Origin of the sequence: Wolbachia endosymbiont (group A) of Melitta haemorrhoidalis (genome assembly GCF_964273365.1) — a bacterium.
Taxonomy (GTDB): Bacteria; Pseudomonadota; Alphaproteobacteria; order Rickettsiales; family Anaplasmataceae; genus Wolbachia; species Wolbachia pipientis.
This window is the reverse complement of the sequence record NZ_OZ187004.1, coordinates 110743-125713: the sequence shown is the minus strand read 5'-3', so window position 1 is coordinate 125713 and position 14971 is coordinate 110743. Positions and strand designations below refer to the sequence as shown.

The 14971-nt window shown below is 34.6% G+C and carries 16 protein-coding genes and 1 pseudogene; 5 read left to right on the top strand and 12 right to left on the bottom strand.

Annotated elements, in window-relative coordinates; translation table 11 throughout:
- Positions 1-100: 100 nt before the first annotated feature.
- From ACICPZ_RS00620 to ACICPZ_RS00600, 5 genes are all read right to left on the bottom strand, one after another.
- Positions 101-271: a hypothetical protein gene (locus ACICPZ_RS00620; RefSeq protein WP_264373712.1), complete on the bottom strand. Its 171-nt coding sequence runs from the start codon at positions 269-271 to the stop codon at positions 101-103.
- Positions 272-274: 3 nt separating this feature from the next.
- A complete protein-coding gene (locus ACICPZ_RS00615) occupies positions 275-1363 on the bottom strand; it encodes an IS481-like element ISWpi2 family transposase (RefSeq protein ID WP_264373697.1) in 1089 nt (362 codons plus the stop codon).
- A gap of 61 nt (positions 1364-1424) precedes the next feature.
- Entirely contained in the window at positions 1425-1799 is a 375-nt protein-coding gene (locus ACICPZ_RS00610) for a hypothetical protein (RefSeq protein WP_264373696.1), read from the bottom strand.
- A 346-nt stretch (positions 1800-2145) separates the two neighbouring features.
- Complete coding sequence (locus ACICPZ_RS00605) at positions 2146-2316, bottom strand: hypothetical protein (RefSeq protein WP_156768664.1); 171 nt, start codon at positions 2314-2316, stop codon at positions 2146-2148.
- Between the two features lie 186 nt (positions 2317-2502).
- The gene (locus ACICPZ_RS00600) at positions 2503-2667 is read right to left on the bottom strand and encodes a hypothetical protein (protein WP_162829040.1); all 165 of its coding nucleotides are present in this window, start codon (positions 2665-2667) and stop codon (positions 2503-2505) included.
- Positions 2668-2848: 181 nt separating this feature from the next.
- Between ACICPZ_RS00600 and ACICPZ_RS00595 the strand changes: the two are divergent.
- The 3 genes and pseudogenes from ACICPZ_RS00595 (at position 2849) to ACICPZ_RS00585 (ending at position 5835) form a co-directional block, all read left to right on the top strand.
- Positions 2849-4104, top strand: a pseudogene (locus ACICPZ_RS00595) (IS4 family transposase).
- 440 nt (positions 4105-4544) lie between these two features.
- Complete coding sequence (locus tag ACICPZ_RS00590; RefSeq protein WP_010082469.1) at positions 4545-5072, top strand: c-type cytochrome; 528 nt, start codon at positions 4545-4547, stop codon at positions 5070-5072.
- Between the two features lies 1 nt (position 5073).
- Entirely contained in the window at positions 5074-5835 is a 762-nt protein-coding gene (locus tag ACICPZ_RS00585) for an alpha/beta hydrolase (RefSeq protein WP_012673268.1), read from the top strand.
- A gap of 175 nt (positions 5836-6010) precedes the next feature.
- Here the strand turns inward: ACICPZ_RS00585 and trpS are convergent, their stop codons facing one another.
- From trpS to ACICPZ_RS00560, 5 genes are all read right to left on the bottom strand, one after another.
- Entirely contained in the window at positions 6011-7009 is a 999-nt protein-coding gene (trpS, locus tag ACICPZ_RS00580; protein WP_006280207.1) for a tryptophan--tRNA ligase, read from the bottom strand.
- A gap of 17 nt (positions 7010-7026) precedes the next feature.
- Entirely contained in the window at positions 7027-7596 is a 570-nt protein-coding gene (locus tag ACICPZ_RS00575) for a nucleotide exchange factor GrpE (protein WP_012673267.1), read from the bottom strand.
- A gap of 61 nt (positions 7597-7657) precedes the next feature.
- On the bottom strand, positions 7658-8644 hold the full coding sequence (locus ACICPZ_RS00570; protein WP_010962840.1) for a polyprenyl synthetase family protein: 987 nt from the start codon (positions 8642-8644) through the stop codon (positions 7658-7660).
- A gap of 10 nt (positions 8645-8654) precedes the next feature.
- Positions 8655-8975, bottom strand: coding sequence for a 30S ribosomal protein S16 (gene rpsP / locus ACICPZ_RS00565; RefSeq protein WP_006279266.1), 321 nt, complete (start codon positions 8973-8975; stop codon positions 8655-8657).
- 401 nt (positions 8976-9376) lie between these two features.
- Complete coding sequence (locus ACICPZ_RS00560; protein ID WP_095742751.1) at positions 9377-11185, bottom strand: peptidylprolyl isomerase; 1809 nt, start codon at positions 11183-11185, stop codon at positions 9377-9379.
- Between the two features lie 331 nt (positions 11186-11516).
- On the opposite strand from ACICPZ_RS00560, the gene ACICPZ_RS00555 reads away from it, so the two are divergent.
- Both ACICPZ_RS00555 and rho read left to right on the top strand, forming a co-directional pair.
- A complete protein-coding gene (locus ACICPZ_RS00555) occupies positions 11517-12119 on the top strand; it encodes a cell cycle transcriptional regulator TrcR (RefSeq protein ID WP_010082495.1) in 603 nt (200 codons plus the stop codon).
- 199 nt (positions 12120-12318) lie between these two features.
- Positions 12319-13722, top strand: coding sequence for a transcription termination factor Rho (gene rho / locus ACICPZ_RS00550; RefSeq protein WP_007549497.1), 1404 nt, complete (start codon positions 12319-12321; stop codon positions 13720-13722).
- A gap of 166 nt (positions 13723-13888) precedes the next feature.
- On the opposite strand, the gene ACICPZ_RS00545 is transcribed toward rho, so the two are convergent.
- Both ACICPZ_RS00545 and ACICPZ_RS00540 read right to left on the bottom strand, forming a co-directional pair.
- A complete protein-coding gene (locus tag ACICPZ_RS00545) occupies positions 13889-14365 on the bottom strand; it encodes an RDD family protein (protein WP_010082496.1) in 477 nt (158 codons plus the stop codon).
- A gap of 22 nt (positions 14366-14387) precedes the next feature.
- Positions 14388-14924, bottom strand: a complete 537-nt coding sequence (locus ACICPZ_RS00540) for an RDD family protein (protein WP_006279799.1) — start codon at positions 14922-14924, stop codon at positions 14388-14390.
- Positions 14925-14971: the final 47 nt, after the last annotated feature.

The following is a 14971-nucleotide window of genomic DNA, read 5'->3' as shown; positions in this document are numbered from 1 at the left end:
AATAGATCTGATTGTATTAAGTAATCTTAATACAATCAGACCTGTAGGTAAACTTATTTTGAAAAGGAAGGGAAGTGCATGGCTGACCATTTCATAGTTATCATAGTCCTTGTACAACATTTTCCTTTTGGCATCGCAACGCTTTTCCACCAAACTGTGCTATGCGATCCTCAACAGAAAGAGGAGGTGAATCTTGCACCTCATTATCCACTGAGTCAACATTATTTACTTGTGGTGAATTGTAAAAGACAAGATTTGATCTGACAGACAAGAATTAACTGACAGAAGAATTGAGGTAGTCAAAACTAATATCAGGCTCTTGTGTAATGCTACTAATATTTTTCTGAAAAGCAATATATTTGCTATCAAGAAAAGTTTGCATAGGCGTTTTGCCATAGCAATATTTACCCGAGTGAGGTCTTGTCTCATTATAAGAACGCAACCAATGATCAACATCAATCTGTAGATCTTCCAAAGAACTGTAGATTTTCTTTCTAAAGATGATATTGTAACACTCATCTTGCATGGTTCTATGAAACCTTTCACATATGCCATTAGTCTGTGGAGAGTTGGCTTTAGTTCTAGAATGATCGATGTTTTCTATGCCCAAATAAAGCTGATAAGCGTGATTTTCGGGCTTGCCACAATACTCCGTACCCCTATCAGTTAAAATGCGTAATAATGGAATTTTCTGCTCATCAAAAAATGGAATAACTCTATCGTTGAGAAGATCTGCAGCTGTAATAGCTGTTCTGTCCGTGTAAAGTTTAACCATTGCAACTCTGGAATAAGTATCAACAAAAGTTTGCTGATAAATGCGCCCTATACCTTTGATATTGCCCACATAATAGGTATCTTGAGAACCCAAATAACCTGGATGTTGCGTCTCAATTTCACCATGAGCTTCCCTTTGTTCTTTCACTTTTTCTAAAGCTGCAAGTTGTTCTTCAGTTAAAATGATTCCGTCTTGAGCTACTTTTGTCTCTAGTGCTTTAAGTCTCTTTTTGAGAGTTTCAAGGTCATTTCTTAGCCATACAGACCTTACTCCTCCCTGAGAAATTATTATACCTCTTTTTCTCAGTTCATTTGCAGCTCTTTCTTGCCCATATGCTGGAAATTCTGTTGCTATACTAATCACTGCTCTTTCTATATCGTCGGAAACTCTGTTTGCTAATAGCGGTTTTTTCTTACTTATTTCATGTAATGCTTCCTCTCCTCCATTTTCATATAACTCCTTAAAGCGATAAAATGTATCTCTTGAGTATCCCATCACTTTGCATGCTTGAGACACATTTCCTAGTTGTTTTGCTAGTTCTAATAATCCTAGCTTTGGTTTTAATATTTTTGTCTGTATTGTACTCATATCTAACACTCCTTTATTTTTATTATTTTTAACTTACTTTTTTAAAGTGTCAGGTCAAGTCTTATTTAATACAGCCCCCACTACTTTCTAATTTTGCTTTCAATTCATTTGTAAAATTTTGTTGCTGCCCACTCTTGTTGCTGCTCACTCTTTTTAACGTAGTACCTCCTCTTATCTGTTCAAACAGAGTAGAATGATTATTATTCTCAGGTTCACCAGCCTTCTTCGGTGCATCATTCTTAGGTTGCTCCGTACGCTTGGAAGCTGTAAAAAAATGCGGAGGCGGAGGTGGTAGTGCAGCATCTTGTGGCAATGGAGGAGGTGGCGGCGGTGGTACACTGACACTTGGATTTGGTTGTGTACCCAATGTTACTGGAGGCGGTGTAGGAGTAGGCACACTTGATTTATTCTCCAGATTAGTACAATTTTCACACACAAATTTTTGTGGTTCTTCTTTCTTATTGTCAGCTCTAGAAACGGCCAGTTTAATGAGATATATTTTTGAAATCAATGCAACAGCCGTAGAAACAGCAAAAATTGCTAAAGGAACTGCTGCAATAGGACCAGAACCAGAAACTGCTATAATAACATAAGGAAGATATTGACCAGATATGAAACTAAATATAGATAATAATGAAACAGCAATTAAAGGTTTCTATATAGTCTGCTTAGTTTTAGTAAGCTCCTGACTATCTTTTAGCAATGAAGAATTATTGGATATCATCATTTCTTTGCCTCACTTGTTAACGATAATTTAATAATAACCCAATTAATAATTTCTGTCAATAATTAATTATGAAAAACAAAGTTGCAATTTGAATAGATAAGCTATAAGTAATATACGACCAGCAATAGCCATACAATAGACTTCTTGTATAACCCACACTAAGTAGAAAAAAGGTGTCATCCAAGTAGCTGACACTGCTCTCCTTTGTCATTCCAGTGCTTGACACTGGAATGACACCGAAGGGGCTACTGCCGTCTTGGATGGAAACCAGTGTCAGAACTAGTTAACCATGGGGCTTCTTTTGCCTTTTTTTCCATTTGGTAAATTTCTTAAATATTTATGGCTAACATGAAGCTAAGTACGAACTTTGTTAAACATAACAAATGGTGCCATTCCAGTGCTCCTTTTTTTGTCATCCCAGTGCTTGACACTGGGATCCAGTTTTCCATATAATCTCATCGAAAATGTTGTAACCACTTTCTGTGCTAGTTTGCTTGCTTACAAGCAAACTTTCCTGGATCCCAGTGTCTGGGCACTGGGATGACATCATAGGGACACTGGGATTACACCCTGACAATCGTCATCCAGCTACTTGTTAGCGGCTAAGAGATACCGCGAATGAATCGCGGTATGACGGTTCGTGGCGGCATGACGATAACCTCGTCTCACTGCCATTAAGTTAAGGAAAAAAGATAGATTTTATGGGATAATGATGTATACCAATAAGTTTAAAGGTAGTATGAGTAAAAAAGGCAGTAATAAAATTTATTCAAAATGAATTGGCAAGTCTAGAATTTATAGAATCCCATAAATCATCTTCAAAAGATTTTATGAGAAAGAGGAAGTTATCTTTTATTGACATATTTATCTTAATTTTAAGAAAAAGTGTAAAGTTGCTGCAAGTAATACTAAACGAATTTATTTTATATAGGAAAAAAGACTATACCGTTACTGCTAGTGCTTTTAGTCAAGCAAGAAAAAAAATGAAACACAGTGCATTTTCAGAAATTAACGAAGGTGTGGTTTCCTTGTACTACCAAGACCAAAAATTTAAAACTTGTTTTGGCTTTAGAGTGTTAGCTCTTGATGCCTCCAAAATCATTTTACCAACAAGCGTTGAAATAAAAAATGAATTTGGCTCAAGAAAAATACGTAACCAAAAACCAAAAGATTTAGGTGATTATGCAAGTGCAACCTTTGCGGTTTGTTAAGATGTGCTAAATAATGTTGCCATAAGGTCAGTGTTAGATAGAGGTAACACTCATGAAATTAACTTAGCAGATGAAATGCTTAAAGTTGTAAATACTAATGACTTACTGATTTGTATATTTATCTTATAAATTTCTTTCTAGCCTTACAAAAAGAAAAATTGCTTATGTCATTCGATGTCCCAGATCATCTTTTAATGAAGTGAATGCTATGTTTGAAGAAAAAAGCCCATCTAGTGTTGAGGTTACCATATGTGCTCAGCGTAAGATAAAACAAGAAAATAGTGGAATAACGCTTCAAAGTGGTACTGCCATCTGGTGAAATTGAAGTGTTAGCTACATCATTAATGGATGAACAAAAGTTTCAAACTGGAGGATTTAAGGAGTTATATTTTTTACGCTGGGGAGTTGAGACATTTTTTGCAAAACTCAAAGGAAGACTAAGTCTAGAAAATTTTACAGGAAAAAGTGTTGAGTCTGTTAAACAGGATTTTTGGTCAGCTATCTTTATTAGCAACCTAGAAAGTGTTATGACAGAAGATGTAGAAGAAGCGTTGAATATGGACTTAACCGATGATAAGCTTAAGAGGAGCATTAACAAATCTGTCTCATTTAACGCGATCAAAAACTTGGCTTTCGACATTTTTGCTACGGAATCAGATACTGACTGCATTATGGATCAATTATCAAAGCTATTTTTGATGAACACTTTGGCGGTAAGAAAGGGAAGGAAAGTTGATCGTCATAAGGTACCTTATCTTCGTTCGTTCAATTACCAAAAAAGGGTTAGAAAACACATATTTTGACTAGAGGTAGTATTCATATCTTCTGATAATAACTGGGTAGCTTATTGCCATAGCTCCTGTAAAATGACTTCTAAACAAACTATTTCTTAAGTAATTTACACTTCAGAGTTTATCTGCTTTAAAGTTTACTCTATTCTGTTTCAGTATTTGTCATAAATCCTTAATTATTTCTGACTTTTTAGTTCAGTTTTTAACCATTCTTTCCTTAACTTAATGGCAGTGAACCTCGTCATCCCGCTACTTGTTAGCGGGATCTCTTGTTAGCGGCTGAGATACCGCGAATGAATCGCGGTATGACGGTTCGCGGCGGTATGGACGTAGGAAAACCTTTCTTGGGTCAGCTATAGAGACTCTCATCTTTAGCGAGCTTCAAGGTAATTGGTTGCTATTTGCGAAAATATTCGCATAATTTAAGTAACATTACTTAATAAAAATTAACTATGGAGCTTAATAAGATTGCAGCATCGATTTTACTTTCTGGGCTAATCATTATGATAGTTAGTAATGTAGTTGATATGCTTTACAGTCCAGAAGAATATAAGATTGAACACCAAACGATAGTAGCTGCTGGCAGCAATGAGTTCCAGCAAAAAATCGAGCAAGTGGCGCTTGATATTGGAGCGCTCATGCAGAATGCTAGCTTTGAGAAAGGTAAATCAGCAGCAAAAAAATGTATAGCCTGCCATAGTTTTGAGAAAGGTGGAATGAATAAAGTAGGACCAAACTTATGGAACATAGTTGGAAATAAAAAGGCCCATCTTGGTAACTCATTCAATTACTCAAAAGCAGTGCTTGAAAGAGGTGGAAAATGGGGGTATGAGGAGCTATTTGCCTTTTTAAAGAACCCAAAAGCCTATATAAAAGGTACACGTATGGCATTTGCAGGTATTTCCAATCCACAAGAAATTGCAGATCTAGTTAGTTATTTGCATCAATTGAGTGATAGCCCGGTTGCTTTGCCAAAGTAGTATGGATTATTGTAAATTGTTTGATGGAAATAATGGTCACATAGCATATCGAAAGCTACAAGGAAAGAAAGCTTCTGTAGTTTTTTTCGGTGGATTTGCATCCAATATGGATGGAACTAAAGCAACTGCTATTTACAAATTTTGCCAAGAAAATGACGTAGCACTTGTGCTATTTGATTATTTTGGTCACGGTCATTCAAGTGGTAATTTTATTGATTACACGATAAGTGATTGGCAAAAAAATTGTGCTAAAGTAATGAGTGAATTAACTAGCGATAAACAAATAATTATAGGTTCAAGTATGGGAGGATGGCTGATGTTGCTCACTGCCCTTCAATTTCCAGAAAAAATTGCAGCACTAATTGGTATATCGTCTGCTCCCGATTTTACTGAAGATTTGATATTCAAGCAATTGTCAGGCAAGCAAAAAGAAGAACTAGATTCTAAAGGTGTAATAGATTTTACTTCAGAGCATTGTACATACAAAATAACTAAAAATTTGATCGAAGATGGCAGAAAGAACCTTCTTTTAAACAAAAAGACAATAGATATAAACTGTCCTGTGCGCTTGCTGCATAGCATTAATGATAAAGATGTTCCTTATCAAACTTCATTGAATTTAGCTGAAAAAATTAAGTCAACTGATGTTGAAGTACACTTAATAAAATCAGCAGAGCACAATATGTCTGACAATCATTCACTGGAAGTTTTATTTAAGACCATTAGAGAATTTTGTAACCAGACTGCATTCTGTGATTTTTAGCAAAACACGATTTTTCATTTGAGCTTTCTTCAACTTAAAATAAATACAGAAAATTGCTGCCTATAGCTAAACTGACTTAGATTTACCGACAATTTGAAAAACCGTCATCCCGCTACGTGTTAGCGGCTGAGATACCGCGGCGGTATGACGGTTCGCACCATCACACTTTGGAACCTTACAGATATTGAGCAAATCCAATAATATCCTTGATTTCTTTTATATTATGGGTTGCAATTTCTGCTGCTTTCTTTGTGCCTTTTTTTAATATTTCATGTAAATGGAATTGGTCTTTTAAAAGATCATTCATTTTCTCACGTATGGGTGATATAACACTGATAATTAAATCAGCTAACTCTTTTTTGAAGTGCTTCATGTCATGTTTGTTCACTTCTTCACATACTTTTTCTGCATTTACATTACTAAGCACTGAATAAATGTTTATCAAATTGCTTATTTCTGGTCGGCACTTTAAAGTAGCAAAGCCTAGAATTGAATCTGTTTTTGCTTTTTCTATTTTTTTGACAATTAAGTCATCCGTATCATCAAGGTTAATGCACGAATGTTCTGAAGGATCAGATTTACTCATCTTGCTTGTGCCATCCCTTAAGCTCATTATCCTTGATGTGCAATCCAAAGTTAAGATTTCAGGTACGATGAAATAATCCAGCTTATAATGATTGTTAAAAGCTGATGCAATATCACGTGCAAGCTCCAAATGCTGTTTTTGATCATCACCAACAGGAACGTATTTAGTTTGATACAACAATATATCTGCAGCCATAAGTACTGGATAACTATATAATCCAAGAGAGGCTTTTTGTTTATCGCTGCCAGCTTTATCTTTAAATTGAGTCATGCGATTAAGCCAACCAATTGGTGTATAGCATCCAAGCAGCCAGCCCAGTTCTGCATGACCACTAACTGTGGACTGACTAAAAATAATGGACTTTTCTGTATCTATTCCGCATGCAATATAAGCTGCTGCTGTTTTGAAAATATTACTTTTTAATTCACTTGCGGGAAGCTTATTTGCTGTGATTGCGTGTAGGTCGACAATACAAAAAAGAGATTTGTATTTATCCTGTAAGTCTATCCACTGTTTGATTGCACCAAGATAATTACCTAAATGTAGTACGCCACTTGGCTGGATACCTGAAAAGACAATACTTGTCATTATACATTTACCTCATGCTAATCGCTTCCACAATCAGCAGATTTCTTAGAAAGAATAACCATTGCAGGACGGAGCAACCTATTTTTGATAGTATAACCAGTTTGTAGTACTTCTACAATGGTGCCAGGCTTTTTTTCATTGTCTTCTCTTTCCACAACAGCTTGGTGTAAATTACTATCAAAAAGCTCACCAAGTGGATCTACTTCCTCTATTCCATGTTTTTTTAGATCATTTATAATTTTTTGATAAGCTACTTTAATCCCCTCATGAACAGGATCACCGTCTTTCAAAATTTCCATTACTCTTTTTAAATTGTCGCACGAGTCGATCATATCACGTGCAAGTTTTGTGACTGCGTAGTCACTTGCATCGCTAATTTGCTTTTGCATTATACGTTTGACGTTTTCATTATCTGCAACAGCACGGCGTAAATGATCTTCAAGCTGAACTGCACGTTCTTTTAATGTATTGAGATCTTCATTTAAATCATCAGTTTGCTTATGGTTATCACTTTGTTGGTCGTCACCTTTCTGCCTACTTACCATATCAGCAAACTTCTTCTTTTTCTCCTTACTGCTATCTGACATATCATTACCCTTAAGAATCTAATAAATATATAACAATTAATCTGAAAATATCAAGCGCCAGCTACATTCGTCTTTCTATGCTCGCATTTAAAAAGTTAATTAAAGTAGTTTTATAAAAAGAATCAGAAAAAGTACTAATATCATTTTGTGCCATATTAATGTAGTGTCTAGCTTTTTCCATAGAAAGCTGAATGGCATTATGGTGATTAATATAGTGTAATGCTTGGTCAAAATTGTGTCTAGCTGAAGAAAAGCATTTTTCCCAGAATTTTTGCTCTGCTGGACTGCCCTTTTCGTATGCTATAATAGCAGGTAAGGTGACTTTACCTTCGAAAAAGTCTTTTCCGACTTGCTTTCCAGAAGTGCCTTGATTAGCAGTATAATCGAGCATATCATCAACTATTTGAAATGCCATACCAAAATTAAAACCAAAATTCTTTAGCCTCTCTGTTTCGTCATTTGTTGCACCAGATACTGTTGATGCAGCTTCACAGCATGCAGAAAATAAAGATGCTGTCTTTTCTCCAATGATATCAAAATAATTTTCCCTGACTGTGTGGGGGTCAAAGCGTGCTGTCATCTGCTTTATTTCACCCTTCACAAGTAAATGCGATGCTTTAGATAAAATAGAGAGAATATTTAAATTTCCACACTCTATAAGCCATCTAAATGCTAGAGTCAACAATAGATCACCAACTAAAATGCTTGATTTATTTCCCCAAATCTTATTTGCTGTTTTAACTCCATGGCGTGCCTCACTTTCATCGAGCACATCATCATGAAGTAAAGTAGCATTGTGTATAAACTCTACCGATGCAGCAACGTTGATCCTATTCTCCCCAGAATAGTTTAGCATTTTACATATAATAAAAACTAGTTTAGGCCTTATTTTTTTTCCACCTGACCTAACAAGATGAGATATAATATCAGTAGCAAGCTTAGCATCTTCATCATTGACATTTTTGAAGACAAAGTCATTCATAGCTGACAAATCAGAAGATACAATATCGTCTAATTTATCGCTGTTTGTTAAATCAGTATTTAGCATTTTAAGAGACTTATGCCTCTTGCCCTTGTGCTTTCTCGTTCTCTACTTTCTTCTTTTCTGTTTTCTTTGGTTCTGTTTCTAAAGTTACTATGCCTTTTTTGATAAACCACAGTACTCTTTCAGTTGCCTGCGCGCCTACACTTAGCCAATGTTTTAATCTATCAGCTTTCACCACAACACGATTTTTATTGTCTTTTGGTAACATTGGATCATATTGTCCTATTTTCTCAATAAAACGCCCATCTCTTGGTGCTCGTGAATCAGCTACAACTATCCTATAAAAAGGGCGTTTCTTTGCGCCAAACCTCGCCAACCTTATTTTAACTGCCATGTTAACCTTTATTCATATATTAGCCACAATTTTATACAATGAGCCGTTTTAAGTCAAATGAATTATACAACTTTTGCACCTTATAATATAATTACCAATAATGTAGGGCAGTGCCGGGCGCACAGCTATACGAACATTCATTTTTGAAGGTAAATTGCACAGCAAATGGTGTCATTCCAGTGCTTGACACTGGAATCCAGCCTTTTTTTAATCATTAAAACGTTGTATTTTAACATAAAACGGCTACTTTTATGCTTACCAACTTAATAAAATTCCTGGATCCCAGTGTCTGGGCACTGGGATGACATCCTTTCTAGTGAAGATTGCTCTCAAATCGCAATGTTCGTACAGTTGTGTGTCTGGGCACTGGATGCGTTTGAAGCAGCTTATAAGATTTTTGATTATATATCATCAAGTATAGCGTGATTAACTTCGACTTTATACTTTGATTCCAGATAGCTAATTAATTGCTCTTTTAGCGATATCATCACACGTTTTCCGGTGTCAAGCGTGTTTAATTTGCCATTTGATGAATGCATTTCTTTTAGAACACCTATTATAATTTCATTATTGTATTGAATAGGATCTGTCACTGAACCAGTTGTTTTCATATTGAAAATCTCTTCTACAAAAGAAAAGGGGTAGTTTTGTTGATCCACTTTATTGCGGTGCATCTGCTGACCTTTAACTAATTCCACACCTTGAATTTCTTCCAAATCTGTTTTTTCTCTTAGTTGAACTGCAACCTCTTGCCCGAATTTAAACATTCTTTCTTTTATAAACTCACTACGCCAAAGCTCTACCGCTAATGCCTTGCCTTCTTCAAAACTTTGCAATTTGGGTGGAAAGATATCGACGATTTTTACACTAACAACGGCGTCCCCAACGCCCTTAAAATAACCTTTCTGATCCTTTTCTCGCGAAAAAATGAAAGAAATCAAATCACCAGAATCTCCTACGTTATTACCGCTTTGATCTTTTCCACTCGCATCTACTGGACCAATAGTTTGTATAGGTAAATTATATTCACTCAATATTTCTTCAATTTCTGAACCATTGTATATCTTATAGTTCACTTGGTTTATGAAATCATTGACTCTTTCAAAAGACTTTTGGTTAGTTAGAACTGACTTTATGTCTTTTTTTAAATCAACTAAGTCTTCATCAGAGATTTGATGCGCACTTTCCACTTTTACTATGTGCCAACCAAAACTGCTTGCTAAAACTTCACTTACTTCACCTACTTTAAGAGCAAATACCTTCTCTCTCACGTCTTCTGGTAAAAAATCCTTAGTTATATTATTTACTCTAGTTTCCTCAAGTTTTGCTTTGCCAAACTCTTCTACTATCTGTTCAAAGCTTGTTTTACCCTCCTCAAATGCTCTTCTTGCTGTCTCAGCTTCTTCTTTGGTAGAAAATATTGCATTGAATATATCTCTTTGATTTTTAAGTTCTTGTTGTTCTATTATACCATCAACTTCTTCATCTGAGATCTTGATTTGATCTTCAAAATACTTTTGGCCTAGGGAAATATATTGCGCAGTTCGATACTCAGGATAATAAAAATGGGATTTATTTCTTTCGTACAAATCAAGTAAGGCTTGATCATCTGGTTCAGGAATGTTTGTAACTGCATCTTCAGTTATTTTAACAATATCAACTACTCTAGTTTGGTAGCGACTTTTGTATATCTGCTCATCAATTTTCTCGCCAAAAGTTACTGGATAATTATCTTTAAATAATGAAGTCATGAACATCATTGCAGGCAGGACTTTCTCTAGCTTTGCTATATACTCTTTCTCTGTCATATGCAGGTCATTTAGCGTTTCATAGAATTTATTTTTGTCAAATTCACCTTTATCATTTTGAAAGTATTTGGTGTTTTTAATATGGTTTTTTATAGATTCTTCTCCAACTGTCAACCCCAGCTCACTAGTTAGGTTAAACAATAGTTTTTGCTCTATAAGTGCGTTAAGCAAATCATATTTCAGCTTTTTTACTTGTTCTCTACTCGCATCAGATCCAGAAATTTGTTTTCCATAATTTTGATATAGCGACTTATACTCATCTGACGTTATAACTTCTTTTCCAACCCTAGCTACCTCTTCTTTTTCATCATCACCTGATAAAAGGTTGCCAATTCCCATGAAGATTAACAAGCAAGCTAAAAGGACAACGGTTACTTTAGTGAAAAAATTTTTAACATTCATTTTAAACCCAGTTAATTAATGATTAATTATAGAATAGTGATAATTTAATGCTTGTAAACCTGTTGCTTTATTAGCTAATATATATAATATTACAATATATTAACTTAAAATTTAACTCTCTAATCTTAAATAGGAACATATGTTTAACTGAGTTATACTATACCTTAGGAAGGGGAAATATTTTGTTTGAAATATGCTTAAAGGTAAGCGCATTTAATTAACTTAAGAGGTGGGAAGTGACAAACAAAAAGTTATTGAATGACAAAATTAATGCTTTTTTAGTTTTAATAGTTTATATTTTAGCTCTGTATAACAGTAAGGGATACTTTAAATGGGAGATGCTTTTTTGATGTCAATGGAATCTTCTAAGGGCAATAACGATAGAAATAAACAGTTTCTAGTGCAAATAGCTGCTTGGTTAGTAGACAACACTGGTTTAACTTTTAATCAAATAGCACAATGTTGCAGATTGGCCCTTGAAGAAGTACAAGACATAGCTGATGAGGAAATAGAAGTAGAAAAATATAACCCTATTATTTCTGGAATAATTACTGAAAAAGAAATCGATGATTGCAAAAAAAATCCAAATCGTGTACCAAATTTGATTATAAAAAATATAAAAAAAAGGAGTAAAGCGATTGGTAGCATTCTTGGCTTTGCCTCTACGGCAAGACGTAGAGATAAACCTGATGCGATTTATTATTTAGTAAAAAAATTTCCTATCTTGGACAATAACGTTATAGCTAAATTAATTAGTACAACAAATTACACAGTTGAGCAGGTAAGAGATGGATCTCATCATAACATGCAAAATATAAAACCCCAAGATCCTGTACTACTCGGCTTATGTAGTCAAGAAAATTTAGAAGCAGAAGTGGAAAAAGCAAAAGTAGAAGAGGAGAAGCAAGAAAGGTTAAAAAAATATAAAGAATAGCTATTGAAAATCCTCAAATTTTTGTGTTTTGTTAACATTAAATTAACTTGACTTGCTAGTGTTTATTAGTATAATGTAAGTAAAGTACGGGGTTTAATGATAATTAAGCTTAATACGCACTGAAACTAACTCAGCCTAATTTATTATCTTATAGTCACATTTTAGGTTAGTAAGCATCAATTAAAATTTTTGGAGGATTATGACAACAATCAATGAAGATGTTTTGGCAAAAGGAAAGGTTACAGCTCAACCTGAAAAAAGTGAGCAAATTTACAATAACGATACAGTAAAACAGATGGTCAATGAAGGTACTGAGAAAAACAGAAAAACATTAGATCTGAGCGAATTAAAAGAGAAAACAGCAGAAGAATTGTTAGAGTTAGCTGAAGAAAGAAAAATTTCAACTAACGGTAAAAGCAATGGTAGAATGCTAAAGCAGGAAATAATATTCAGCTTAATGAAAAAAATGAGTGAAGAAGGAGGCATAACCACAGGGAGTGGAATAGTGGAAATATTGCCTGATGGTTTTGGTTTCTTACGTTCAGCAAGTGCAAATTATGCCCCAAGTACCGATGATGTTTATATTTCTAACGGGCAAATAAAGAAGTTTAATTTACGTACAGGAGATATGGCATATGGAGAAATAAGGCCACCTGGTGATAAAGAGAGATATTTTACTTTAACTAAGGTTCAAAGTATAAACTCTACTGAAGTAAGTGAATTAAGAAAGTACGTCCATTTTGATAATTTGCTTCCTCTTTATCCTGAGGAAAGCATAGTACTTGAGTGTAATAATGGTGATGATAAAAAAGGCTTAAGCATGCGTGCTATAGATATAGTAGCTCCTCTTGGAAAAGGGCAAAGAGCGTTAGTAGTTGCTCCACCTCGCACAGGAAAAACTGTATTGCTTCAGCAAATGGCTAACTCTATAGCTATAAATCACCCTGAAGTAGAATTAATAGTGTTACTTATAGATGAAAGACCTGAAGAAGTAACAGATATGATACGTTCTGTAAAAGGTGAGGTAGTAAGTTCTACATTCGATGAGCCTGCTTACCGTCACGTACAGCTTGCTGAAATAGTAATAGAAAAAGCTAAAAGAATGGTTGAGCATAAAAAAGATGTGGTAATTCTACTTGACAATATTACTAGACTTGCACGTGCTTATAATGCGGTTATTCCTTCGTCTGGGAAAGTTCTAACTGGTGGTGTAGATTCAAACGCACTGCAGAGACCAAAACGCTTTTTTGGAGCAGCTCGTAATATTGAGAATGGGGGTTCTTTAACTATAATCGCCACAGCTCTTATAGAGACTGGTTCAAAAATGGATGAAGTTATTTTTGAAGAGTTTAAAGGTACAGGAAATGCTGAGATCATACTTGATAGAAAACTTTCTGATAAACGTATATTTCCAGCTATTGATATTACAAAATCCGGAACAAGGAAGGAAGAGCTATTAGTTGATAAGGCTATACTAAATAAAATATGGGTGGTGCGTAGGATACTCAATCCTATGGGACCCGTTGAAGCAATGGAATTTTTACGTGACAAACTACTTTTAACAAAGAGCAATGCTGACTTTTTTAACTCCATGAATCACTAAAAGTAAGCCAGTTATGATGGATATGCTGAGCAAAAAGTAAAACGCTCTTATAGCTAAAATAATTTGGATTTACCAAAATATATTTATAGTTAAGTTGGCAATTTACCTTAAGTTAGCGCGTGACACTGGAATGACACCCTTGGTGGCAGACAGCTAAAGGAAAATATCAACTAGGTTTATAATCTATCACTACCGTGTTTGCAATTTTGTCGTGAAAAGCTTGTTTATGTTCATCACCTACTGCACATACTAAAACTAAGATTAGTATAGCTAAGAATAAAATGGGATTACAAAGTGATATGCAATAAATTATAAAAAGAGCTATAGTCCTTTTCATTGCTTGCATTGTAGTGATTGACTCAAATGTATCTTTGTCTTTTACACGCATGCTAAATAACAAGTGTCCTGGAGTGCCGCCAAATTTTACTAGCATGAATATATGAAATATACATGGTATCATTAAAAATAAAGAAAATACAATCGTGGTGATTACAATTATTGCACCCATGATCCCTTGTATTGCGTGTGTAAGTGAGAAATCCACCGCCATTAAACCAAATGGTATTGCGATAAATAAAATACAATCAACTATAAATGCTAGAGTACGTCTTGTCATCGTTGAGTAGTTTACTTTTTTATCCATGTACTACCTATAAAGAAAAATATCAACTAGATTTATAGTCTATCACTACTGTTTTTGCAATTTTATCGTAAAAAGTCTGTTTGCGTTGATCAAATACTGCAAACAAAAATAAAATTAGCACAATTAAAAGATATAGAAAAGTATAACCATGATAATGCAGATGAAGCAAAAAGCGAAAAATAATCCAGATGCTTCCCTTAGAAATACATCTTATTGTTGCTTGCATAAGGGTAACATTTGTAAATGTATTAGCATCTTTAATATGCATACCACACAATAGTTTTCCTGGGGTACCACCAAGTTTTGTTACCATTAATATTTTGGATATTGTTAGTACTAATGTTGCGACCACTGTAGAAACTATAAATGGTATTTCTGTTGCTAGTTGTGCAAGTTCCTGAAAAGAGTCTTTATCTTGATCTTGTAATGATACGATGAATACACCATAGATAAAACCGAAGATAAAATGAGGGGAAAATATGATGAGGTCAAGTATTTCTGCTACAATACGCCTTGTAAATCCTACATAATTTACTTTAACATTTATTTCAGTATTCATAACCCCACCTATATTTCATAATATCATCATATGATATAAAAATACGT

Coding starts and splice junctions, on each gene's coding strand:
- ACICPZ_RS00615 (WP_264373697.1), bottom strand. CDS start 1,363: ATGAGTACAATACAGACAAAAATATTAAAACCAAAGCTAGGATTATTA.
- ACICPZ_RS00590 (WP_010082469.1), top strand. CDS start 4,545: ATGGAGCTTAATAAGATTGCAGCATCGATTTTACTTTCTGGGCTAATC.
- ACICPZ_RS00585 (WP_012673268.1), top strand. CDS start 5,074: ATGGATTATTGTAAATTGTTTGATGGAAATAATGGTCACATAGCATAT.
- trpS (WP_006280207.1), bottom strand. CDS start 7,009: ATGACAAGTATTGTCTTTTCAGGTATCCAGCCAAGTGGCGTACTACAT.
- ACICPZ_RS00575 (WP_012673267.1), bottom strand. CDS start 7,596: ATGTCAGATAGCAGTAAGGAGAAAAAGAAGAAGTTTGCTGATATGGTA.
- ACICPZ_RS00570 (WP_010962840.1), bottom strand. CDS start 8,644: ATGCTAAATACTGATTTAACAAACAGCGATAAATTAGACGATATTGTA.
- rpsP (WP_006279266.1), bottom strand. CDS start 8,975: ATGGCAGTTAAAATAAGGTTGGCGAGGTTTGGCGCAAAGAAACGCCCT.
- ACICPZ_RS00560 (WP_095742751.1), bottom strand. CDS start 11,185: ATGAATGTTAAAAATTTTTTCACTAAAGTAACCGTTGTCCTTTTAGCT.
- ACICPZ_RS00555 (WP_010082495.1), top strand. CDS start 11,517: ATGGGAGATGCTTTTTTGATGTCAATGGAATCTTCTAAGGGCAATAAC.
- rho (WP_007549497.1), top strand. CDS start 12,319: ATGACAACAATCAATGAAGATGTTTTGGCAAAAGGAAAGGTTACAGCT.
- ACICPZ_RS00545 (WP_010082496.1), bottom strand. CDS start 14,365: ATGGATAAAAAAGTAAACTACTCAACGATGACAAGACGTACTCTAGCA.
- ACICPZ_RS00540 (WP_006279799.1), bottom strand. CDS start 14,924: ATGAATACTGAAATAAATGTTAAAGTAAATTATGTAGGATTTACAAGG.